Origin of the sequence: Alteromonas gilva (assembly GCF_028595265.1) — a bacterium.
Lineage (GTDB): Bacteria > Pseudomonadota > Gammaproteobacteria > Enterobacterales > Alteromonadaceae > Alteromonas > Alteromonas gilva.
Window position 1 is genome coordinate 269,261 of record NZ_JAQQXP010000003.1, and the last position, 20,718, is coordinate 289,978.

Consider the following 20,718-nt stretch of genomic DNA (forward strand, 5'->3'; position numbering starts at 1 on the left):
GCCCCACATAATGTTGCCTAGTGAGCCTCCGCCTCAAGAAAATCCTGGGCAAAGCGCTGTAATACACCGCCGGCGGCATAAATTGATACTTCTTCGAAGGTATCCAAACGGCAGGTAACCGGCACCTCAAGGGTGTCACCATTGGTACGATGAATCACCAGCGTCAGGATATTGCCCGGTGTGTGTTCGCCGACCACGTCATAGGTTTCAGTGCCATCAAGTTCAAGGGTTTTACGGGTGGTTCCCGCTTGAAACTCTAACGGCAGTACCCCCATACCAATTAAGTTGGTGCGGTGTATACGCTCAAAGCCCTCGGCGACTATCGCTTCGACACCAGCAAGGCGCACGCCCTTCGCCGCCCAGTCGCGGGACGAACCCTGACCGTAATCGGCTCCGGCAACAATGATCAGCGGTTGTTTACGCTGCATATAGGTTTCTATTGCTTCCCACATGCGAGTTGCCTTGCCCTCGGGCTCAATGCGTGCCAGTGAGCCTTGTTTAACCTGACCGTTCTCGACCACCATTTCGTTGTACACTTTCGGATTAGCCAGCGTGGCGCGCTGTGCTGTGAGATGATCACCGCGGTGCGTGGCATAGGAGTTAAAGTCTTCTTCAGGCACGCCCATTTTGGTCAGGTACTCTCCGGCTGCACTGCTGGCCATAATGGCATTTGACGGCGACAGGTGATCGGTAGTGATGTTGTCGCCTAATATCGCCAGCGGCCGCATGCCGGTAAGCGTTCGCTCAGCGGCTAAGGCACCTTCCCAATAGGGTGGGCGCCGAATGTAAGTACTCATTTCACGCCACTTATACAGCGGGTCGATGTGCTCGCCATAGTCCACCGACAGATCAAACATGGGTTCATACACTTTATTAAACTGCTCAGGTTTAACCGAAGCTTTGACCACTGCGTCGATTTCTTCATCTGATGGCCAGATATCTTTAAGTGTGACCGGCTCGCCATCGGCATCATAGCCAAGAATATCTTTTTCGATATCAAAGCGCACTGTACCGGCAATCGCGTACGCCACGACCAGCGGTGGTGAAGCTAAAAAGGCTTGTTTAGCATACGGGTGAATGCGGCCATCGAAGTTACGGTTGCCCGACAACACCGCGGTGGCGTAAAGATCGCGGTCGATGATTTCCTGTTGTATAGCAGGGTCCAAAGCGCCGCTCATACCATTACAGGTGGTACAGGCAAAGGCCACCACACCAAAGCCTAACTGCTCTAGTTCGGCCAATAACTGTGACTCTTCGAGGTAGAGTTTGACAACTTTAGAGCCCGGCGCGAGGGAGGTTTTCACCCAGGGCTTACGCACCAGCCCCTTTTTATTGGCATTGCGCGCTAACAACCCGGCGGCGATTACGTTGCGCGGGTTACTGGTGTTGGTACAACTGGTAATGGCTGCGATAATCACAGCACCATCGGGCATTAAGTCACCGTCTTGCTGCCATTGTCCTGCTATGCCGCGGCTGGCCAGTTCACTGGTGGCAAGTCGGGCATGGGGATTCGAAGGGCCGGCCATATTGCGGGTCACGCTGGATAAATCAAAGGTCAGTACGCGCTCGTATTCGGCTTTTGTCAGGGTATCAGCCCACAGGCCAGCCTGTTTGGCGTAGGTTTCCACCAGCTCGACCTGTTCGGCGGTGCGTCCGGTCAGCGTCAGGTAATCGAGGGTTTGTTGATCGATATAAAACATCGCTGCAGTGGCACCATATTCGGGTGTCATATTTGATATCGTTGCGCGATCGCCGAGGGTTAAATGTGATGCCCCCTCACCATAAAATTCCAGGTAAGCTGATACCACGCGCGCTGCGCGTAAAAACTCGGTCAGCGCCAGCACAATATCGGTAGCGGTAATGCCTGGCTGTGGCTTACCGGTGAGTTCAACGCCGACAATATGCGGCAGGCGCATGTAGGAGGCCCGGCCCAGCATAACGCTTTCAGCTTCAAGACCGCCAACACCAACGGCAATCACGCCCAGCGCATCAACATGCGGGGTGTGGCTGTCGGTACCCACCAGGGTATCGGGAAAGGCGACCCCATCTTTGGCATGTATTACCGGCGACATCTTTTCCAGGTTGATCTGGTGCATGATGCCATTACCCGGCGGGATCACATCGACGTTTTTAAAAGCGGTCTTGGTCCAGTTAATAAAATGGAAACGGTCGTCGTTACGACGGTCTTCAATAGCGCGGTTTTTTTCAAAGGCGTCTGGCTCGAATCCGGCGTGTTCAACTGCCAGTGAATGATCGACGATTAACTGCGTTGGTACCACCGGATTCACCTTCGCCGGGTCGCCGCCTTTGGCGGCAATGGCATCGCGCAGTCCCGCTAAGTCGACCAGGGCGGTTTGGCCTAAGATATCGTGACATACCACCCGCGCCGGATACCAGGGAAAATCTATGTCGCGTTTGCGCTCAATAAGCTGTTTCAGCGCGTCGGTTAACTGTTCTGGTGGGCAGCGGCGAACCAGGTTTTCAGCGTGCACTCGTGACGTATACGGCAGGGTATCGAAAGCGCCCGCCTGGATATCGTCAACAGCGGCCCGGGCATCGAAGTAATCTAGCGATGTGCCTGTCAGGTGGGTACGGTACTGGGAATTCATTGTGGTCCTCTTAGCATATCAGCATGATGGATAGGCTTGTGCCCGCTGCTTCGTGAGTAACAAAGCAGCGAGGCGATTAGTCGCGCTCTGTGATGGGCGGTACCGGGCGTATATCTTCGCCGGTATACTCAGCCGAGGGCCGGATAATGCGGTTGTCAGCGCGCTGTTCCATAACGTGGGCGGCCCAGCCGGTCAGACGTGACATCACGAAGATAGGCGTAAACAGCTTAGTGGGTATGCCCATAAAGTGATAAGCCGATGCATGGAAAAAGTCGGCGTTACAAAACAGCTTTTTCTCGCGCCACATCACTTCTTCGCAGCGCACGGAAACCGGATATAACACCGTATCGCCCACATCAGCTGCCAGTTTCTCAGACCAGCCTTTAATGATTTCGTTACGCGGATCCGACTCTGAGTATATCGCGTGACCGAAGCCCATGATCTTCTCTTTGCGTGCCAGTTTACCCAACATTTCTGTTTCGGCATGCTCAGGAGAGGTGAAGCTTTCAATCAGTTCCATGGCTGCTTCGTTGGCGCCGCCATGCAAAGGGCCACGTAAAGAGCCAATGGCACCGGTGATGCACGAATGCATGTCCGATAATGTTGACGCACAGACACGCGCAGTAAAGGTTGAGGCGTTAAATTCATGCTCCGCGTACAAAATTAACGACACGTGCATCACCTGTTCATGCAGTGCGCTGGGCTTTTTACCGTGCAGCATATGCAGAAAGTGCGCGCCGATGGAGTCATCATCGGTATCAACATCGATTTTTACTCCATCGTGGGAAAACCGGTACCAGTAGCAAATGATACTGGGGAAACACGCCAGCATGCGGTCGGTAATCTGCTGCTGCTCGCTGAAGTCGTTTTCCATTTCGAGGTTACCCAGCATGGAGCAACCGGTACGCATGACATCCATGGGGTGGGCATCAGCAGGAATGCGTTCGAGCACATCGGTTAGTGCCTGGGGGAGCTTACGCAGGCTTTTTAGTTTGCTTTTATAGGCGTCCAGCTCCGATTGGTTTGGTAACTTGCCTTTTAATATCAGGTACGCGACTTCTTCAAACTGGCAGGTGTTGGCCAGATCTTTGACATCGTAACCACGGTAGGTCAGGCCCGAGCCTGAAACTCCGACAGTAGATAATGCGGTTTTACCTGCTACCTGACCACGTAAACCAGCACCGCTGAGTACTTTAGCCATCGTTTATCTCCTAATAAAATATGTGTAGGGTATGTTTTTATTGTGTTGGCTCAGCCATCTGAGCCACTTTCCCGGCTGAGCTACTTGTTTTTACCCTCAGCAAACAAGGCATCGAGTTTTTTCTCGTAATCGTGATAGCCGAGGTAGTCATAGAGTTCCATACGGGTTTGCATCGTATCCACAACGGCTTTTTGGTCACCGTTTTCAAGTATTGATGTGTAGACCATTTCAGCCGCCTTGTTCATGGCTCTGAAGGCACTTAGCGGATACAGCACCATGGCCGCGCCCCATTCGCCCAACTGCTGCGTATTCCATAATTCGGTCTGGCCAAATTCGGTAATGTTGGCCAGAACAGGAACGTCCAGCGCCTGCGCAAAGGCGCGGTAGTGTTGTTCGGTTTGAACCGCTTCTGCGAAAATCCCATCAGCCCCGGCAGCAACGTAGGCCTTCGCCCGCTCAATGGCACTTTCCAAACCTTCCTGTGCAAAGGCGTCGGTGCGGGCCATGATAAAAAAGTCCGGATCGGTACGCGCATCAACTGCTGATTTTATGCGGTCGACCATTTCGTCGGTGGACACAATTTCTTTATTGGGGCGGTGGCCACAGCGTTTTTGTGCCACCTGATCTTCCATATGCACTGCCGCGGCGCCGGCTTTTTCCATGTCTTTGATGGTTTTGGCAATATTAAAGGCGCCGCCCCAACCCGTATCGATATCGACCAGTAAGGGGAGATCGCAGGCTGACGTTATACGCTGTACATCAACAATGACATCGTTAAGCGAGGTCATGCCCAAATCGGGCAAACCATAAGAGGCGTTAGCCACGCCGCCACCGGAGAGGTAAATGGCTTTGTGGCCAATTTTCTTAGCCATCATCGCGCTATAAGCATTGATGGTGCCTACGATTTGCAACGGTTGATTGTCGGCTAACGCCTGACGAAACTTTTTACCTGGGCTCATAACTGTTCTCTCGGCTTAGGGTTGGTTATTGCAATTTGCTTTCGATATTGTTCTTGGAGTAAAGGATGTGACGTCGCATGAGCATTTCGGCCAGTTCTTCGTCGCGGTTGGCGATTGCCTGAGCTATGTGCTTGTGCTCATCAAAGGCTGTGGTGACCCGTGGACCGGCCATGCCCAGCTGTACGCGGTACATCCGGATTAAATGATAGATACCGTTGACCAGCACCTCGATAAGATGCTGGTTCTTGCTGCCTAAAATAATCCGGTAATGAAAATCCAGATCACCGGCTTCCTGATAGTAAGACTCGCCACCTTTGACGGTTTGAAAATGACTGTTCAATAGCGCCTGAAGGGCAGCAATATCGTCATTACTCATGTTCTTGGCTGCCAGACGCGCGGCCATGCCTTCCAGGGCCTCGCGCACCTGATAAAGCTGAATAAGGCCTTCCGGTGTCAGTGATACCACGCGCGCGCCAATGTTGGCTTTACGTTCAACCAGATGACACGCCTCCAGGCGATTTATGGATTCACGAATTACTGCCCGGCTCACCTGATATTTTGTCGACAGTTCGGTTTCGCTGAGTTTACTCCCGGCCGCAATTGTGCCCTCAACGATATCGCTGCGTAGCTGCAGGAATGTCTTGTCTGCACTGGTAACTGCCAGTTCTGTAAAGGCTGCAATAGTCACTATCATCGACTCACTTGTAGTGGTAATGTCGACAATGTAGGCATTTTTATTGAGATTGTCAACGTCAGGAAGCGTGTATTGTCGACAACTCTGGGGTGGGTGAATTTTACCGTGCAGCGCATCGCGGGTTCTGAAACCGCGCGCAGCGTAGTCTGCGCGCCATATGGCACGCTACTCAGTGTAGCCAAAGACGGAACGCCTGGCAGAGATATGCCACCAAAGTATTAGATAGCCAGGTGGTAACAAGACATCCGCTGCCGGGGCTGGCACGCAGGCCCTGTGTTGACAGCGCCTGTTAAGACAAGTGTGTTGTTATGCGCGAGCAAATTACACGTTTAAAAGGTGACCGCTGCTAATAAATTTCAAAGGCGCGTACGACTTTGGCGACGCCATCGACGTGACGGGCAATATCCACTGCGGCGGTGGCTTCCTGGTTTGTTACCAGGCCCATTAAAAACACTTCGGAATCTTCAACGATAATGGTGATCTGCGATCCAGGTACGTTGTCAGAGGCAAGTATTTTGGTGCGAATTTTAGTCGCCAGCCATTTATCATGCAGCACACTGGTTGCGGGGATTGGTTTACCCACACGAATCTGATTGTGGATTTTGCGAATATAATCCACGCTGTTAACCAATGATTCTGCTTGCTGAATGGTTGTCTGGTCTGGTGCTTGCCCCGTTAACAGCGCCACGCGGTTATACAGAGTAATCTCAATATTGCTATTGGCACTTATTTTTTCGTCCTGGCTAATCAGGCCAGCCGCTTTGCGCCGCGCATTAAAATCATCTAACTGGGTACCGGCCGTGCGCCTATCATTAGACACCGATACTGCAGTCGCGCCCACCGCACCTACGGCCACCACAGCGCAGCCTGACAGGCCATTGAGCAATGCCAGGGTTAGGAGGGCAACAATACTACGTTTAATGTACTTAATAGACATCAGGGTCGTGGGCCGGAAATAAGCTATCATCAATACACTCACATAAACTGTGGATAACCAGTAAATGCACTTCCTGTATACGCGCCGTGCGGCTTGAAGGCACGCGTATTTCTACATCATGTTCACTCAGGAAACCCGCCATTTCGCCGCCGTCATGGCCGGTAAGAGCCACAATCGTCATATCTCTGGAGAGCGCTGCTTCCATTGCGTTAATAACGTTGCGCGAGTTTCCGCTGGTGGAAATGGCCAGCAACACATCACCGGGTTGGCCAAGTGCCCGGACTTGTTTAGAAAACACCTCGTCATAATGATAATCGTTGGCAATCGACGTTAATGTGGACGTATCTGTGGTAATGGCAATGGCCGGTAAGCTCGGTCGGTCACGTTCAAAACGGTTGAGCATTTCTGACGAGAAATGCTGTGCATCGCCGGCGGAGCCGCCGTTGCCGCAGCTGAGTATCTTATTACCTCTGATCAGCGCTTCCACCATCATGCTGGCCGCTTTATCAATTGCCGGTGGCAACATTTCTGAGGCGGCAATTTTGGTCTGAATACTTTCGGTAAAATGTGCTTTTATATTTTCTATCATTAACGTTGTGTCAATCTTATCTGTGCAGGGTGTGACAGCGAAAGATACGCTGATGCTTTTAGTGCGCTACAGTAGCAAAATGGGGGTGTCACACGCCAATGTTTTTTATCCATTCGATACGATTATCGTCAATTACAACGGCATCAAGGCGCATTGGGGCCATCGTTGGATTAATTTTGTGCTCTTTCAGATAGCGTTCTAACGCATGGCCCATGCGACGTATTTTGGCGGCATTGATCGTTTCTGCAGCGACGCCATGACTATCGCTACGTCGGTATTTTACTTCGACACAAACCCAGGTGTTATGTTCCCGCATAATGAGATCAATCTCACAACCTCGATAGCTAATGTTTCTGGCCTCAAAGCGCAGGCCGGCGTTACGTAAAAACTGTTCAGCGCGACGTTCCTGAGATGTCCCTATCCAGCGCGCCACGAGCGCTTACTCAGCAATAAGGGTAATGCGCTCTTGTGATACCACCGCTTCAGGTAGCCTGCGCACGATTTCCTTATCCTTATTAACACTGAGACTACCGGTTAAGCCCTGATACTCTAGCTGGGGTAACCCTACCAGGCTGTTAAGCCGTGGAATTAAATTATACGCATCGACACCAAACGCAAATAGCCGTTGTAACGAAGTAGGCCGCTGCGGCCATAACTGTTCTGCCTGCTGCGCCAGAGCGGGCGCCGGGTTGTCTGGTAGTACCCAGGGCATATCTAAAAAATGCAAATTCTCCAGGTCGCGCCACTGATTGCGCGACTGGGCGTAATCGACAGAACGAGACGTCGCGAAAACCGGTACCCTGACGCCGCTGAATGGGCTCAGGCTGGCTTCGATGACAGGATTCACCAGTTCTGTCTGTTCTGGTGACGTAAAAACCACAATCGCATCAATATCACGGCGATTACGCGGCAGGTCATAGAGTGTCTCGTTGGCAAAGCTTTGGATTTCTTTTATGCGGTCTTTACTCTGCGCTACGTCAAGCGCCTCCAGAATACCATCGCGTAGCGACGCATTGTCGCTATAGGTCACCTTGGTTGGCGCACTGTGTTGACGCGCGGCCAAACCGCTTGTTAAACGTTGCCATTGCTCCATGAAGGCATCCTGCATACGCTGATGCAGACTATTGGTCGAGGCTACCAGTATGGGAGAGCGATGCCCTTGTAAAAAGACCCGGTTGGCCAGTTGTCTGGCTTCATCTTCGGGCGCCAGTGCATAGTAAATCTGGCTGCTGTAGCGGGCTGGCAACAACTCAACAGGCTGCTTGGGAGAGTCACCCAGCACAGGCTTATCGGAAGACGCAGCCAGCGCCGTATTTATTACCGAAGGGCGATTAAGTGTCAGGATCTGCGCCGATGCTGGCAGTTGGGATAAGAGCGCATCAACATTTTCTTTTAACAACGGGCCAATAATCCAGTCTGCTGAAGAGGACTTTTCAATGAGCTCAGCAGTGGTTGCGGTATTGGTATCAATAAACTGCAGCTGCGCCGGCGCTACGTCTTTTATACGGCTGGTTTCGCCAAAGTAAGCTGCCAGTATGCCTTCTTTAATCGCCATTCCGGTTACCTGCAGGCGTCCGCTGAGCGGCAGCATAACAACGATGTTATCGCGTTTGCCGGGCTCCAGCTTTTCGGGATGGTTGAGGTTATCCGGCCAGTTAGCGACTAACGGATGGCCTCTGAACACCTGTTGAAACTGCGCCAGTTGCTGTGATAACTGGTCTGGATTAAAACCATAGTCGAGAATCAGTTGTCGCAAAGAGACATAAGGCGCTAGTTGGCTGTGTTGAGCTGAGCTGGCAAGCTGCTCCGGAGAGCTTTGGTTTACCCAGGCCCAGGCTTGTGCGATATTGTCGGGTGCGTTCGGGTCGCTCATTAGCAGGGCGTTGGCGGCCTCAATCCACTCACCTAAGCGGGCATATTCCAGTGCCATCAGGCGATACTGCTGTTGCTGTAAATCTGGCTCAGTTGTGGTGACAGACTGCAATAACCGGAGTCGTTGCTGACTGCCCACTTTATTGTCGTTTTGGTAAAGCTCTGCCAGTAACAGGTTGTACCGATTGCGTTGTGAGGGCGTACCGAGGGAACCGCGAATAGTAAATAAAATTTGCCTGGCCTGCGCCAGTTGGCCCAGTTCTGCATAGCTTTGTGCTGCTTTTAGCAGTAAATCGTTGCGCGCATCACGCTCTTCGCCTTGTTGCCAGACACGTTGTGCCTCGGCAAGCCATTGTTCTGGTTGTAATGAGGGGGCTTGCTGGCTGGTAGTTTCCTGGTTTTGCGTGGGTGTAGCGACTGGCAAAGACGAGGTTTTCGGCGTAGAGCCGCAGCCGCCCAGAAGCAGCAGGGTAAATGTTCCAACGAGTAACCAGACTTGTTTTCGCGTCATAATTTCCAGCTTGATTTGTATCATTACCACAGAGCATTTAGTGTATCGCACTGAAAGGTAAAAGCCATCGTTAGGTTAAAAATCTGTACTTACGGCGAGTGCATCGGGGTGAGAGAAAGTGATGCGTCCCCTCACACTGCACAAAATGGCAACGCTTAGACCGATTTAATAGCGCTAATGGTGACAAGCGATTTGCGTGCTACGCACAAACAGGTATATTGACAACCCGAAACAGTTCACGGAATTAACGGCTATGACATCCGCTCCACTTTATATCGTGCCAACCCCAATAGGCAATCTGCAGGATATTACGCAGCGCGCGCTGACGGTGCTTAACGAAGTGCACTGGATAGCAGCTGAAGATACCAGGCATAGCCAAAAACTGCTGCAACACTTTAGTATTCAGGCCAAAACGCTGTCGCTGCATGATCACAACGAAGAAAAACGCACCGAGATGCTGTGTAAAAAATTACAGGCCGGCGAATCAGTGGCGTTAATCAGTGATGCGGGAACACCGCTTATCAGCGATCCGGGGTTTGTACTGGTGCGTGCTTGCCGTGCACAAAACATCGATGTAATCGCATTACCCGGCCCGTGCGCGGCGATCACCGCCCTGAGTGCCTCGGGGCTTTCCACTGACCGGTTTATTTTTGAAGGCTTTTTACCGGTTAAAACCCAGGCGCGCAAAACCATCCTGGAAACCTTGCTGGATCGTAGCTGCACCAGCGTATTTTACGAAGCGCCACGGCGCATAGTGGATACCGTTACCGATATCAAGGAGACGCTGGGTGACGACCGCCAGTTGGTGCTTGCTAAAGAACTCACCAAAACCTTTGAGCGCTATATTTGTGACACGCCGGATGGGGTGCTGGCCTGGCTGCGAGCAGATCCTGTCCATCAAAAAGGCGAGTTTGTGCTGATGGTTAGCGGCGCGCCGCGACAAACCGACGCGCTGCCTGCCGATGCCATGGCCTTGCTTAAACGGTTAAAACAGGATTTACCGCTAAAAAAAGCCGCTGCTATTGTTGCAGATCATTATCAGCTCAAGAAAAACGCTTTGTACCAGGCAGGATTAGCTTTAGACTAATTTAGCCAACAGGCGTGATGCAAGAGACATCATAGGAGTTTGCGTTGCCTGGGACCTCATTGACGATGAAGTCTCTGGCAGACGTAATAACCATCACATTTTCTCTGCGGTTGAAATTCACTTATTTCACCTTCATGGTGATAGTTCAGGTACATAGTATTGCTAAGTGGGGAACTGCGCATGCGTGAAAGAACGCTGAATATCGATATGGATCATGGCAACTGGATGGTTAACATCATCAATGAGCATGACGACAATGGCGTATACGAACTGGTGTCGCCGGCAAAATCAGCACCGGTGCATATACATGATGAGCACCTCAGTGGCTTTGAATACAGCATTACCGGTAAAGCAAATAGCCCCTTTACTATTCGATTAGATGACACGGTATTAGCCGAAGGAAAAATCAGCGCCAGCGGCATAAGCCGGGGACGCGGCGTGATATAACAGCTCAGGCAAGGCTAACCGGGTTTTAAACCGCAGCGATCTGTCCAGGTAACAGCCGTGGCAGGGCACGTCCTATGACCTTCAGAATCCGTATGGCAGAGCGTGACGTTGCGGGTAAACTGACAAAACGACGAGTCGGGAGCCGTTTTAATAGCAGTTCCCACAAATGGATTGTTAAAACTGCCATGGCCGCCGCCTTCTGTGGCTGTAGTGGTATCCGGCTCACTCTTTTCGCGAAGAAGTTCTGTTAAACAACTGGATATACCGCCATCCGTTAAATCAGTGGCGTTGCCGCCGAATAATTCACCGTACTGAAACCCGTCAATTTTAGTGAAAGCTTTGTGTAACGTTAAATTAAAAAGAGGGTGAACTGTGTTGGCGGGATTATTAGCGAAGTTGACGTTAAATGCGATCCGGTTGTCGAAACTGTCACCCCACAGCGCAAGTAAATTATGCTGTGCATACTGCGAAATAACACTACTGTCTGCTTTGAATTCAGCGCGTAAGCGGGTGGCTAGTTTATGTTTTATCTCTCTTTCATGGCCCAAATTTTTAAAATAATACGCAGGGTGGCTGGCGCAACTGTCATGCGGTGTATCATTCTGACTAGCTGTGCCGTAAGGCATTTCACTCACTCTGGATTGCGCAAGCTCAGCGCTTTCTGCTGATACTTTATTCACTGCTTGCTCCAGATCCGCATAAAACTCGAAATACTTGTCTATTAAGACGCGCTCATCAGGTAAAACACGGGAAGGTACAACGCTTACAACAGGCAGGTTTTGTGCATCAATACGGGTGGTTACCTCGAACTTAAAGACTTTTTTGTTGCTATGCACAGGAACGAATATAGTTTTACTGACCGGGTCACACATTGATTCCGCGGGACTTTTACTATCGGTTTTACAATCATTGTCCGGCGCATTTTCGGTGGCTATCTTAGTGGCAGCCTGAAAATCACAATTGTCACATGCATAGGCTTTATGTTGAACCTGATTGCTATTTTTAGGCTCAGAGGCAACAGTGGAAGGGCTAACAAGCCACAATAAGAGGGTAGAGTAGTATATTACTCGATTTGTCATGGTTGATAATCCTTTATCAGTGACGGCGGCTTTATTACCACCAGGCTTTGTTGACGTTATCATTGGTGACCGGGATATGCCACTCATAACGCAGTGAAGCCCAAATGAGTCATTCATATATTGATGCGCACCTGCTGTAAAGCTCTACAGGCGCGCTGCATAATATTAACTATTTATGCGACAGGTCTTAATCTGGCTCAGGATAACCGTGACTTAAAGTCGCTGTAGTTAAACTCGCGGATAAGTTCAAACTCACCATCTTGCCGTAAAATGCCAATGGCAGGGTGCTGAACACCGTTGAAAAACGTGGTTTTTACCATGGTGTAATGCATCATATCTTCAAACTGCAGTTTGTCGCCCACCTGTAAAGGTTTTGCAAAACTGTAGGTATCAATGACATCGCCGGCCAGGCAGGAATTACCGCCTAACTTGATATCAAACCCCAGTTCGCCCGGCTCACCGCCGCCTACAATGGCTGGTCGGTAGGGCATTTCTAACACATCAGGCATATGCGCCGTGGCGGAGATATCCAAAATGGCAATAGGACCCTGGTTGTCAACGATATCGACGACTTCGGCGATTAGCGGGCCGGTTTGCCATGCCACCGCCGAGCCGGGTTCTAATATGATATCCAGATTGGGGTACTTGGCTTTAAAAGCCGCCAGGGTACTAATTAAATGCTCTACGTCATAACCTTTGCGGGTCATTAAATGACCGCCGCCCAGGTTAAGCCATTTCAACTGGCTCAGCCATTGTCCGAAGCGTTTTTCGATGGCTTCCAGTGTACGGGCAGTGGCAAAAGAGTCGCATTCGCACAGATTGTGGCAATGAAAGCCATCAATACCGGTCAAATCAACGCCGTTGAGTTCACTGGCCCGGATACCCAGTCTTGAGCCTGGGGCCGCAGGGTCGTACAGCGGTGTATCTGCTTCCTGGTGCTCCGGGTTAATACGCAGACCCAGTGACACCCCTGGCAAATCCTCGTGGTAGCGTTGCCACTGGCCAATGCTGTTAAAGGACAGGTGATTAACCAGGCCCGCTAACTCGGCAATTTCCTGTGGCTTGTAAGCCGGCGCGTAGGCGTGAACTTCTTTGCCCATTTCGCTGGCGAGTTTAGCTTCCCATACAGAGCTGGCTGTCGCGCCATGTAAGTACTGGCCGATAATGTCAAAACACGACCACATGGAAAAGCCCTTCAGAGCCAGAATAATCCGCGCCCCGGATCGAGCCTGAACGTCTTTCATTAAGCGCAGGTTTTCAACTAACCGGGCTTCTTCCAGTACATAGCACGGCGATGGAATATCCGTGCGTTGGGTTAAATCAGTCACGCCTGCTCTCCTGCCTAACGGCTAAATGGGCTCTTATCGCATTCCAGCACATGCCATGGTAAACCATGCTTGTTAAGCTCATCCATAAACGGGTCTGGATCGAATTGCTCCATGTTCCATACGCCCGGTTGCTTCCATTTGCCCTGTAACATCATCATTGCGCCAATCATGGCCGGTACTCCGGTGGTGTAAGACACCGCCTGAGCGCCGACTTCTTCATTACATACGGCGTGATCGCAGTTGTTGTAAATGAAGATGGTTTTTTCTTTACCGTCTTTAATACCGGTAATGTAAGTGCCAATACAGGTCATGCCGGTATAACCTTCCGCCAGTGACCCCGGGTTTGGCAATACGGCTTTTAAAAACTCCAGCGGCACGATTTGCTGGCCCTGAAACTCAACCGGCTCAATGCTTGTCATACCAATGCCTTCGAGCACTTTCAGGTGGTTAAGATAGGCATCGCCAAAGGTCATCCAGAAACGTGCGCGTTTAAGGGTTGGAAAATGCTTAACAATGGATTCCAACTCTTCGTGGAACATCAGGTACGATGCGCGAACGCCAATGTTCTGATAATCCAAATCTTCACGCACACTTAGCGGATCGGTTTCTTTCCATTCGCCATTTTCCCAGTAGCGGCCGCGCTGGGTAATTTCGCGGATGTTGATTTCCGGATTGAAGTTGGTCGCAAAGGCCTGGCCGTGATCGCCACCATTACAGTCAACGATGTCCAGATAATGAATTTCATCAAAGTAATGCTTGGCGGCATAGGCGGTATAAACGTTGGTTACGCCCGGATCAAAACCACTGCCCAGCAGCGCCATAATGCCAGCATCTTTAAACTTATCCTGATATGCCCACTGCCAGGAATACTCAAACTTGGCAACGTCTTTTGGCTCGTAATTGGCGGTGTCCAGATAATCGGTTTGCGTGGCCAGACAGGCGTCCATTATCGGTAAATCCTGATACGGTAACGCCAGGTTAATGACCAAATCGGGTTTAACCTCATTGATCAATGCCTCAACGTCTTTGGCATTGTCGGCATCTACGGCATAAACCGCTTTAACCCGGTCGGCGCCGACTTCTTTTTGCAGTGCTTCGCACTTGGATACGGTGCGGCTGGCAAGATATATTTCGTCAAAATATTCAGGCAGGCGGGCACACTTTTTAATCGTTACAGCGGCCACGCCACCGGCACCAATAATCAGAACACGAGACATATTTTTTATCCCTTTTAATAAGATTTAAAATTTGCGTTGAATGCTAACAGACGGCGTAAAATTGGCAAGCAAAGTTACATGCTGAAAACATAAAGGATAGTGCATTAGCAGGGGCTTGCATGAATAACACTGGCGGTTATTTCTCTACCAACGGAGGGGCCAGGATAACCTGTTGATTTTTTCGGTAATACGGGTAAACCACGGAGCGTTCCGGGCGGTTGGGTTCGCACAGCGTAATGACGATGGCATCCTGGGCTTGTTTTTCGTTGATCTCAATTTGTGCGGCATACACCAATGTGGCATATGCGTCATTGTCGGTAATGTTATCGATGATCCGCCATTGCAGGTGCTCCAGGATTTGCATCTCACCCGGATTCTCTACCCCGTAGTCTTCACTGAATAAGCAACCAATACGACCATTTTCGTAGATTGCGGCAAAGGGATAAAAGGTGTTTTCTACCCTGAGCAGGGTTTTGCAAAGTACCAGAGAACGGTCAATTAGCAACTGACTTGGACGTGAAAAAACAATATGGCCATCACTCATAGAAGCTCCCGGTTAGTTACTTTTAAATTGAAACGTCAAATGTTGCCTGCAGGATCAGAACGACTGCCTTGTAAACCACCTGTATGCAAAATGACGATGTTGTCACCCGGAGTAAAAAAGCCGTCTTCCAAAAGGTGTTTTACGGCGTAAAACACCTTGCCGGAATAAACAGGCTCAACTGCCAACTCATGCTCCTTTAATAGCTCATCACAAAAGGATGTTAAAGCAGGTGAACGCCTGGCGTATCCACCGTGATGAAACTGATGCAATATTTGCCATTGTGTGGCAGGTAACATGCTATTTTGCTGGTGGCGCGTTGAAAAATCGGGTAAAAACTGCGCAACCAGATCCTCAAGATACCCAACCCCGTTAAGAACTGCAATACCCAGTGCAGACTGGTGTGGTGCGAGGCCGCTAACGATCCCTGCCATGGTTGCGCCGCTGGCGACCGGGGTAATGATGGTATTAAAGGGGTGGGGAGAAATTTCCGCCAGCAGTTGCCGAACGCCTGACAGCGCCGACAATTGGCTGCCACCCTCAGGTATAATCAAAGCCCCGGGGGCATCCTGTTGCAAAGTGGCCAGGTAGTCGGGATCGTGACGACGATGATATTCTGCCTTGGTGACATACCTGATGGTTGCCTGCCAGGTCGCTAAATCGGTTAGCATTGGCGTCGGATTAGCCTGGTAATTGCCGCGCACAATCGCTGTAAAAGCAATGTCTAACTGCCGGCAGCACCAGCCAAGCGCATGCAAGTGATTAGAATAGCCTCCACCAAAACTTATAATGTGGCGTTTTGATGCTGGTCGCTCATGCAAAAATGTATGCAGGACGTCGCTCAGTTTGCGCCATTTATTACCCGATATAATGGGATGGATGAGATCATCACGCTTGATCCACATTGAGACTTTGTTAGCGCCTGGCCAATCCGGGGTAAATGCCGTGAGTGGAGAAGGCAGATTTAATCCCAGGCGCGCAGGCAAATTATCACAAGACATATTGAAGAGCAGTCACATAACAGTTTGATAGGCAGCAGATTAGGGGGGATGGGAGCAAAACGCAATTGCAGTGATCACTAATAGCATCATACCGGTATAAATGATCATATCACTCAGGTAATCAGGACAATGTTAAATAAACTGCTATCGACATCCGCTGCTGCTTTGCTGTTAAGTGTTGCTATGCCAGCCAGCGCTGCTGTTCCGTCATTGGTGACCGATGCGGTACCCAATGCACAACTGGCCGGTCAGGCCCGCTACTCTTATTTATTCTGGGATGTATACGACGCGGCATTGTACGCGCCGCAGGGACGCTGGCATCAGACCCGGCCGTTTGCGCTGACACTGACTTATCTGCGCGATTTTGACGGTGCTGAAATTGCCGAGCGCTCGGTCAAAGAAATGCGCGCCCAAGGGTTCAGCGATAACGAAAGTTTACAGCGCTGGCAAAAAGCGATGACAGAGTTGTTTCCCGATGTCTCCGAAAACGACACTATCGCCGGCGTTGCGACTGCCGCAGGCACGTCGCGGTTTTACTTCAATGGTGAGTTTCTGGGTGAAATAGAGGAGCAGGCTTTTACCGAATGGTTTTTCAACATCTGGCTAGGTCCGAAGACCACTGAGCCGGATTTCAGAGCTAAACTACTTAATCTCAAGGAGGCCTCATGAGCCGCATAGCACTAGTATTGTTGGGTATTTTATTGTTGGGCGGGTGCAGCGCATCCATTGATGGTTCAAGCTATACCAGCCAAACCCCGGCGTTATCGCTGGAACAATTTTTTGACGGCAAGGTAAAAGCGTGGGGCATAGTGCAAAATCGCTCTGGTGATGTCGTTCAGCGGTTTACGGTGGATATACAAGGCCGAATGGATGGCGATACACTGATACTGGATGAAACATTTCACTACGAGGTGGGCGACGGCCCCGATAAGCGGGTTTGGCGTATTACGCCAACCGGTAACGGTGAATATGATGGTGCTGCCGGTGATATACTTGGCACCGCCAAGGGCGTATCCTATGGCAATGCGTTCAATTTTCGCTACGAGATGGATTTACCGGTGGATGATACCACCTATCAGGTCGCCTTCGACGATTGGTTCTGGGCATTTGAAGACGGCACGTTAATGAATCGCTCGTACGTTAAGAAGTTTGGACTGGTAATGGCGGAAGTGACTATTTTTATGCAACAACAGCCATAAACTAACAACTCAACATGACTCAGGGATGTAATGAATGACCATATTTATACTGTGCTTACTGCTCGTTTGCGTAATGCCGTTTCTGGCTAAGATCCCCCTTGCCTGGGCAATGCAACAACAAGACGGGTATGATAACCACCATCCGCGTGCGCAGCAGCAGGCGCTGACAGGCTTCGGCGCCCGCGCGAATGCTGCACATTATAACTGTTTTGAGGCTATCACCTATTTTGCGCCCGCGGCATTAACCGTGCTGGCACTGTCATCAATTGGCGCACTGCACATGTGGTTAGCGGTTGCCTTTGTTGTGCTCAGAGTGATTTATCTGTTTTGCTACTGGTATGACATCGACAAGGTACGTAGCCTTTGCTTTATTGGCGGGCTCGGCATTAGCGTAGCGCTGTTTTTATCGGTTTTGTAACAGCACGTTGGTAAATTTTAGTCTTCTCTGTGGTGACGAGGGAAACGCCGTGACCGGGGATAGGGGGTAAAGTTATGAATAGCGCCATTTGCCACTTTTTGTTGAGTGCGTTGCCAATACTCCGGTGTCATCAGATCACCATGGAGCGCTTTCAGCATTGCCTTAAACGGGCGCTTACCCACTATGAAGTGTTCAAACTGTTCGGGGAATACGTCATTGGGTGCCACCGACAGAGTATCTAAGGCATAGGGGTCATCGCTCACCGGCAACCGACGGAAGTGACGTTCGTGCATCAGGCAGATTTCATCGTAATCATAAAAAATAACGCGGCCGTTGCGGGTAATACCAAAGTTTTTATGCAGCATGTCGCCGGGAAAAATATTCGCCAGTGCAATTTGTTTAATACAGGTACCTAAATCGTCGATAGCGTCCTGCAGTTTTTGCGGATCGGTCTCCTGCTGTAGGAAGATATTCAGCGGTGTCATTTTCCGCTCAATGTAGAGGTGTTTGATAATCAGCTCGTCGGCGGTTAGCTCAATACTGCTCGCGCAGGTTTCCTGCAGCTCATTGAGCAATTCGCTGCCAACGCGCGCAAGCGGCAGGCGAAAATTAACATATTCATGGGTGTCTGCCATACGGCCAACGCGGTCTGACATCTTAACCAGCTTGTAGCGGTCAACCACGTGTTCGCGGGTTATTTTTTTGCTCTCGCCAAATTCGTCTTTAATGATCTTAAACACCACCCCATAAGATGGCAGGTGAAATACCATCATGACTAAACCGCGGATCCCCGGTGCGACTTCAAACATATCGTCAGACTGAGCCAGGTGGGTTAAAAAGTTACGATAAAACGCCGTTTTGCCGTGTTTGTAGTGGCCCAGCGCTATAAACAGTTCAAACACTTTTTTGTTAGGCATTAGTTCATGTAAAAACGCCACCAGTTCGCTGGGATACTGGGTGTCGGTCATAAAGTAACTGCGCGCAAAGCCAAAAATAATACTCAGATCATGGCGTTGGGTGAGCAATGCATCTACAAACAACTGATGTGTGTCGTTGGTATGTAATGCAATGACGAAAGGCAGCGTACGGGTTGGCATACAGATCCGCCCAATCAGGTATGCTGCCTGACCACGGTAGAATACTGATTTGAGCATTTCAACGGCGGCAACACTGGCCAGTGCAGAGTTGCTCAGACGCTGTCGCAAGGCCTTGTCCAAGCGCTGCATATCCCGCTCGCGATCTTCAAAGTCAATTTTGAAGCGGTAGCAGGAAAATATGGACTCGTACATTTCCCTCACGGTGGTTGTGGTGTCAAAACTGTGGATCACTTTGTGGCGATCCTGACCTGCCAGAAAACAGCGGCTGGAGAGCACAAACATGACATCATTGTTGATGGACTTATGCCGAAAAACCTTACCTATTACCGAATTGTAAAACGTCTCAGCCAGTTCGTACTGGGGGTGGTTTTCAATAAGTGCCGCATACGCTTTTTTAAGCTGGTGCCAGAAATCGGCATCGTTGCGGTGTACCATAATTTGTTCGTAGAGTTCGGCAACGGCGTCTGCAAGGCTTTGTTCATACAACGTAATGCGCTCTTTTGAGGCTGCCAGTACGTGTTGCCACTGACCCTTTTCAAACCGCTCCTTGGCACCCCGGGTAACACGGCTAAACCAACGATAATTTTTGTCAAAGCTGATCATTATCTGGTAGGCCATTTTTTTTACTTGTGCCTGGTCTGCCACGGTATTAACCCTGTTCTTTGCTCGTGCTAATACGATAGCACAGACGAATCTGCGCGCTAGGCAGTTTGCCGTGACATTGACATAAATCAGTATGAATGATCGTGCTCTGGCTTACACTCAGCACGGTACACAGGAGGAACACATGAACAAAGTAGCACACGGTATATCAATTGGTATTGAGCGAATCGATAACACTTTATATGTGTCGATGAAGGCCATCGGTAAACTGACCCACCGCGACTATGAAGCCTTCACCCCCCTGCTGGAGGGGGCTCTGGCGAGTATCGCATCACCGCAAATCAGGCTGCTATTTGATGCCACCGAGTTTACCGGCTGGGAAATGCGAGCGGCCTGGGATGACTTCAAAATAGGTTTGCGTCACGGCAGCGAATTCAGCAAGGTAGCGATAGTCGGCCAGGAAAACTGGCAGGCGCTGATGGCCGCCATTGGCAACTGGTTTGTCAGTGGTGAAGTTGTTTTCTTTACCGACACCCAGTTGGCACTTAACTGGTTGTGTGAATAATCTGACAGCCTGGTTGCAGTGATGCCTGTAGCTAAGGGTAATCGATGCCCCGACGCGGGCAACACACGCGCGTGGGTGGCCAGTATATTACCGGGCCTGACGGCGCACCGCGCCTTTTACCGTTAAGTTGTGCAAATTAATTGTATTCGCTGCTGATTTTTCGGCAGAATAGCGACAAATTATAATAGTGACCGTGAGGTGAGCGACTCACCCTGCGAGCAATCATCATCATGAGGGAAACAATGGCGTCGCCGAAATTTCACAATACGTTAAGACAATATCACCGGTGGGTGGGTTTTTTTCTGGCCGGTATTATGGCTGTTTATGCACTAAGTGGTGTATTGCTCATTTTTCGTAAAACCGATTTTCTGAAGTTTGAACAGGCGTCATACCGTCAGTTGGAATCCGGACTGAGCGGCAAAGCCCTGGGCGAACAGCTGCGAATTCGGGGCTTTGAAGTGGAAGAGGACACCGACGGAGTGATTACTTTCGCCCAGGGCCGCTACAACAAGCAAAGTGGCGAAGCGATGGTGCTTAACAAGGATTATCCGTTTCCATTAAATAGAATGGTTAAGTTACACAAAGCCACTACCAGTAGTCCGTTGTTTATTATGAATATCGCCTTTGGCGTAGGCTTGTTATTCTTTGTTGTGTCTGCCTTTTTAATGTTTTTACCCCGTGCTTTACCGTTTAAAAACGGCCTTAAAATAGCGGGGGTAGGGTTTGTGTTTGCGGTACTGGTCGTGTTGTTCGGCAGTTAAGCG

Annotated in this window: 21 protein-coding genes; 7 read left to right on the plus strand and 14 right to left on the minus strand. The window is 50.3% G+C overall.

Annotated features, from left to right (window positions below; genetic code table 11):
• Nucleotides 1–17 precede the first annotated feature (17 nt).
• The 8 genes from acnD to OIK42_RS17570 form a co-directional block, all read right to left on the minus strand.
• Nucleotides 18–2,609 (minus strand): Fe/S-dependent 2-methylisocitrate dehydratase AcnD, encoded by a 2,592-nt coding sequence (gene acnD, locus OIK42_RS17535; protein WP_273642391.1) that lies wholly within the window; start codon nt 2,607–2,609, stop codon nt 18–20.
• A 76-nt stretch (nt 2,610–2,685) separates the two neighbouring features.
• The gene (gene prpC, locus OIK42_RS17540; protein WP_273642393.1) at nt 2,686–3,810 is read right to left on the minus strand and encodes a bifunctional 2-methylcitrate synthase/citrate synthase; all 1,125 of its coding nucleotides are present in this window, start codon (nt 3,808–3,810) and stop codon (nt 2,686–2,688) included.
• 80 nt (nt 3,811–3,890) lie between these two features.
• On the minus strand, nt 3,891–4,769 hold the full coding sequence (prpB, locus tag OIK42_RS17545; protein ID WP_273642395.1) for a methylisocitrate lyase: 879 nt from the start codon (nt 4,767–4,769) through the stop codon (nt 3,891–3,893).
• Between the two features lie 25 nt (nt 4,770–4,794).
• Nucleotides 4,795–5,463 carry a GntR family transcriptional regulator gene (locus tag OIK42_RS17550; RefSeq protein ID WP_273642396.1) on the minus strand — a complete coding sequence of 223 codons (669 nt, stop codon included), beginning with the start codon at nt 5,461–5,463 and terminating at the stop codon, nt 4,795–4,797.
• Between the two features lie 346 nt (nt 5,464–5,809).
• Nucleotides 5,810–6,400 carry a BON domain-containing protein gene (locus OIK42_RS17555; RefSeq protein ID WP_273642397.1) on the minus strand — a complete coding sequence of 197 codons (591 nt, stop codon included), beginning with the start codon at nt 6,398–6,400 and terminating at the stop codon, nt 5,810–5,812.
• The gene (locus tag OIK42_RS17560; RefSeq protein ID WP_273642398.1) at nt 6,390–6,989 is read right to left on the minus strand and encodes a phosphoheptose isomerase; all 600 of its coding nucleotides are present in this window, start codon (nt 6,987–6,989) and stop codon (nt 6,390–6,392) included. The genes OIK42_RS17555 and OIK42_RS17560 overlap by 11 nt, the downstream gene beginning before the upstream one ends.
• A gap of 88 nt (nt 6,990–7,077) precedes the next feature.
• On the minus strand, nt 7,078–7,422 hold the full coding sequence (locus OIK42_RS17565; protein ID WP_273642399.1) for a YraN family protein: 345 nt from the start codon (nt 7,420–7,422) through the stop codon (nt 7,078–7,080).
• A gap of 6 nt (nt 7,423–7,428) precedes the next feature.
• Nucleotides 7,429–9,372 (minus strand): penicillin-binding protein activator, encoded by a 1,944-nt coding sequence (locus OIK42_RS17570; protein WP_273642400.1) that lies wholly within the window; start codon nt 9,370–9,372, stop codon nt 7,429–7,431.
• Nucleotides 9,373–9,625: 253 nt separating this feature from the next.
• On the opposite strand from OIK42_RS17570, the gene rsmI reads away from it, so the two are divergent.
• Together rsmI and OIK42_RS17580 are read left to right on the plus strand one after the other, a co-directional pair.
• Nucleotides 9,626–10,459 carry a 16S rRNA (cytidine(1402)-2'-O)-methyltransferase gene (rsmI, locus tag OIK42_RS17575; RefSeq protein ID WP_273642401.1) on the plus strand — a complete coding sequence of 278 codons (834 nt, stop codon included), beginning with the start codon at nt 9,626–9,628 and terminating at the stop codon, nt 10,457–10,459.
• Nucleotides 10,460–10,639: 180 nt separating this feature from the next.
• Nucleotides 10,640–10,906, plus strand: coding sequence for a hypothetical protein (locus tag OIK42_RS17580; protein ID WP_273642403.1), 267 nt, complete (start codon nt 10,640–10,642; stop codon nt 10,904–10,906).
• A gap of 14 nt (nt 10,907–10,920) precedes the next feature.
• On the opposite strand, the gene OIK42_RS17585 is transcribed toward OIK42_RS17580, so the two are convergent.
• From OIK42_RS17585 to OIK42_RS17605, 5 genes are all read right to left on the minus strand, one after another.
• Nucleotides 10,921–11,985, minus strand: a complete 1,065-nt coding sequence (locus OIK42_RS17585; RefSeq protein WP_273642404.1) for a hypothetical protein — start codon at nt 11,983–11,985, stop codon at nt 10,921–10,923.
• 197 nt (nt 11,986–12,182) lie between these two features.
• A complete protein-coding gene (gene nspC / locus OIK42_RS17590; RefSeq protein ID WP_273642405.1) occupies nt 12,183–13,313 on the minus strand; it encodes a carboxynorspermidine decarboxylase in 1,131 nt (376 codons plus the stop codon).
• Nucleotides 13,314–13,327: 14 nt separating this feature from the next.
• Nucleotides 13,328–14,530, minus strand: a complete 1,203-nt coding sequence (locus OIK42_RS17595; RefSeq protein WP_273642406.1) for a saccharopine dehydrogenase family protein — start codon at nt 14,528–14,530, stop codon at nt 13,328–13,330.
• A gap of 136 nt (nt 14,531–14,666) precedes the next feature.
• Nucleotides 14,667–15,074: a hypothetical protein gene (locus OIK42_RS17600; protein ID WP_273642407.1), complete on the minus strand. Its 408-nt coding sequence runs from the start codon at nt 15,072–15,074 to the stop codon at nt 14,667–14,669.
• Nucleotides 15,075–15,109: 35 nt separating this feature from the next.
• Nucleotides 15,110–16,072, minus strand: a complete 963-nt coding sequence (locus tag OIK42_RS17605; RefSeq protein WP_273642408.1) for a 1-aminocyclopropane-1-carboxylate deaminase/D-cysteine desulfhydrase — start codon at nt 16,070–16,072, stop codon at nt 15,110–15,112.
• Between the two features lie 129 nt (nt 16,073–16,201).
• On the opposite strand from OIK42_RS17605, the gene OIK42_RS17610 reads away from it, so the two are divergent.
• The 3 genes from OIK42_RS17610 to OIK42_RS17620 are packed head-to-tail and all read left to right on the plus strand — an operon-like array spanning nt 16,202 to nt 17,689.
• Nucleotides 16,202–16,741: a chalcone isomerase family protein gene (locus OIK42_RS17610; protein ID WP_273642410.1), complete on the plus strand. Its 540-nt coding sequence runs from the start codon at nt 16,202–16,204 to the stop codon at nt 16,739–16,741.
• Nucleotides 16,738–17,271: a DUF3833 domain-containing protein gene (locus OIK42_RS17615; protein WP_273642411.1), complete on the plus strand. Its 534-nt coding sequence runs from the start codon at nt 16,738–16,740 to the stop codon at nt 17,269–17,271. Before OIK42_RS17610 ends, OIK42_RS17615 begins: the two co-directional genes overlap by 4 nt.
• A 34-nt stretch (nt 17,272–17,305) precedes the next feature.
• Nucleotides 17,306–17,689 carry an MAPEG family protein gene (locus OIK42_RS17620; protein ID WP_273642412.1) on the plus strand — a complete coding sequence of 128 codons (384 nt, stop codon included), beginning with the start codon at nt 17,306–17,308 and terminating at the stop codon, nt 17,687–17,689.
• Between the two features lie 17 nt (nt 17,690–17,706).
• Here OIK42_RS17620 and aceK read toward each other — a convergent pair whose 3' ends face one another.
• A complete protein-coding gene (aceK, locus tag OIK42_RS17625) occupies nt 17,707–19,431 on the minus strand; it encodes a bifunctional isocitrate dehydrogenase kinase/phosphatase (protein WP_273642413.1) in 1,725 nt (574 codons plus the stop codon).
• Nucleotides 19,432–19,573: 142 nt separating this feature from the next.
• On the opposite strand from aceK, the gene OIK42_RS17630 reads away from it, so the two are divergent.
• Nucleotides 19,574–19,954 carry a SpoIIAA family protein gene (locus tag OIK42_RS17630; RefSeq protein WP_273642414.1) on the plus strand — a complete coding sequence of 127 codons (381 nt, stop codon included), beginning with the start codon at nt 19,574–19,576 and terminating at the stop codon, nt 19,952–19,954.
• Nucleotides 19,955–20,196: 242 nt separating this feature from the next.
• Entirely contained in the window at nt 20,197–20,715 is a 519-nt protein-coding gene (locus tag OIK42_RS17635) for a PepSY domain-containing protein (RefSeq protein ID WP_273642415.1), read from the plus strand.
• Nucleotides 20,716–20,718: the final 3 nt, after the last annotated feature.

Excerpts from the sequence above, each read along its gene's own strand:
- OIK42_RS17560 (WP_273642398.1), bottom strand. The coding sequence starts at position 6,989 with ATGATAGAAAATATAAAAGCACATTTTACCGAAAGTATTCAGACCAAA.
- OIK42_RS17595 (WP_273642406.1), bottom strand. The coding sequence starts at position 14,530 with ATGTCTCGTGTTCTGATTATTGGTGCCGGTGGCGTGGCCGCTGTAACG.
- rsmI (WP_273642401.1), top strand. The coding sequence starts at position 9,626 with ATGACATCCGCTCCACTTTATATCGTGCCAACCCCAATAGGCAATCTG.
- OIK42_RS17605 (WP_273642408.1), bottom strand. The coding sequence starts at position 16,072 with ATGTCTTGTGATAATTTGCCTGCGCGCCTGGGATTAAATCTGCCTTCT.
- OIK42_RS17570 (WP_273642400.1), bottom strand. The coding sequence starts at position 9,372 with ATGACGCGAAAACAAGTCTGGTTACTCGTTGGAACATTTACCCTGCTG.
- OIK42_RS17550 (WP_273642396.1), bottom strand. The coding sequence starts at position 5,463 with ATGATAGTGACTATTGCAGCCTTTACAGAACTGGCAGTTACCAGTGCA.
- OIK42_RS17620 (WP_273642412.1), top strand. The coding sequence starts at position 17,306 with ATGACCATATTTATACTGTGCTTACTGCTCGTTTGCGTAATGCCGTTT.
- prpC (WP_273642393.1), bottom strand. The coding sequence starts at position 3,810 with ATGGCTAAAGTACTCAGCGGTGCTGGTTTACGTGGTCAGGTAGCAGGT.
- acnD (WP_273642391.1), bottom strand. The coding sequence starts at position 2,609 with ATGAATTCCCAGTACCGTACCCACCTGACAGGCACATCGCTAGATTAC.
- OIK42_RS17615 (WP_273642411.1), top strand. The coding sequence starts at position 16,738 with ATGAGCCGCATAGCACTAGTATTGTTGGGTATTTTATTGTTGGGCGGG.
- OIK42_RS17610 (WP_273642410.1), top strand. The coding sequence starts at position 16,202 with ATGTTAAATAAACTGCTATCGACATCCGCTGCTGCTTTGCTGTTAAGT.
- OIK42_RS17585 (WP_273642404.1), bottom strand. The coding sequence starts at position 11,985 with ATGACAAATCGAGTAATATACTACTCTACCCTCTTATTGTGGCTTGTT.
- OIK42_RS17600 (WP_273642407.1), bottom strand. The coding sequence starts at position 15,074 with ATGAGTGATGGCCATATTGTTTTTTCACGTCCAAGTCAGTTGCTAATT.
- OIK42_RS17555 (WP_273642397.1), bottom strand. The coding sequence starts at position 6,400 with ATGTCTATTAAGTACATTAAACGTAGTATTGTTGCCCTCCTAACCCTG.
- OIK42_RS17580 (WP_273642403.1), top strand. The coding sequence starts at position 10,640 with ATGCGTGAAAGAACGCTGAATATCGATATGGATCATGGCAACTGGATG.
- OIK42_RS17635 (WP_273642415.1), top strand. The coding sequence starts at position 20,197 with ATGGCGTCGCCGAAATTTCACAATACGTTAAGACAATATCACCGGTGG.
- OIK42_RS17630 (WP_273642414.1), top strand. The coding sequence starts at position 19,574 with ATGAACAAAGTAGCACACGGTATATCAATTGGTATTGAGCGAATCGAT.
- prpB (WP_273642395.1), bottom strand. The coding sequence starts at position 4,769 with ATGAGCCCAGGTAAAAAGTTTCGTCAGGCGTTAGCCGACAATCAACCG.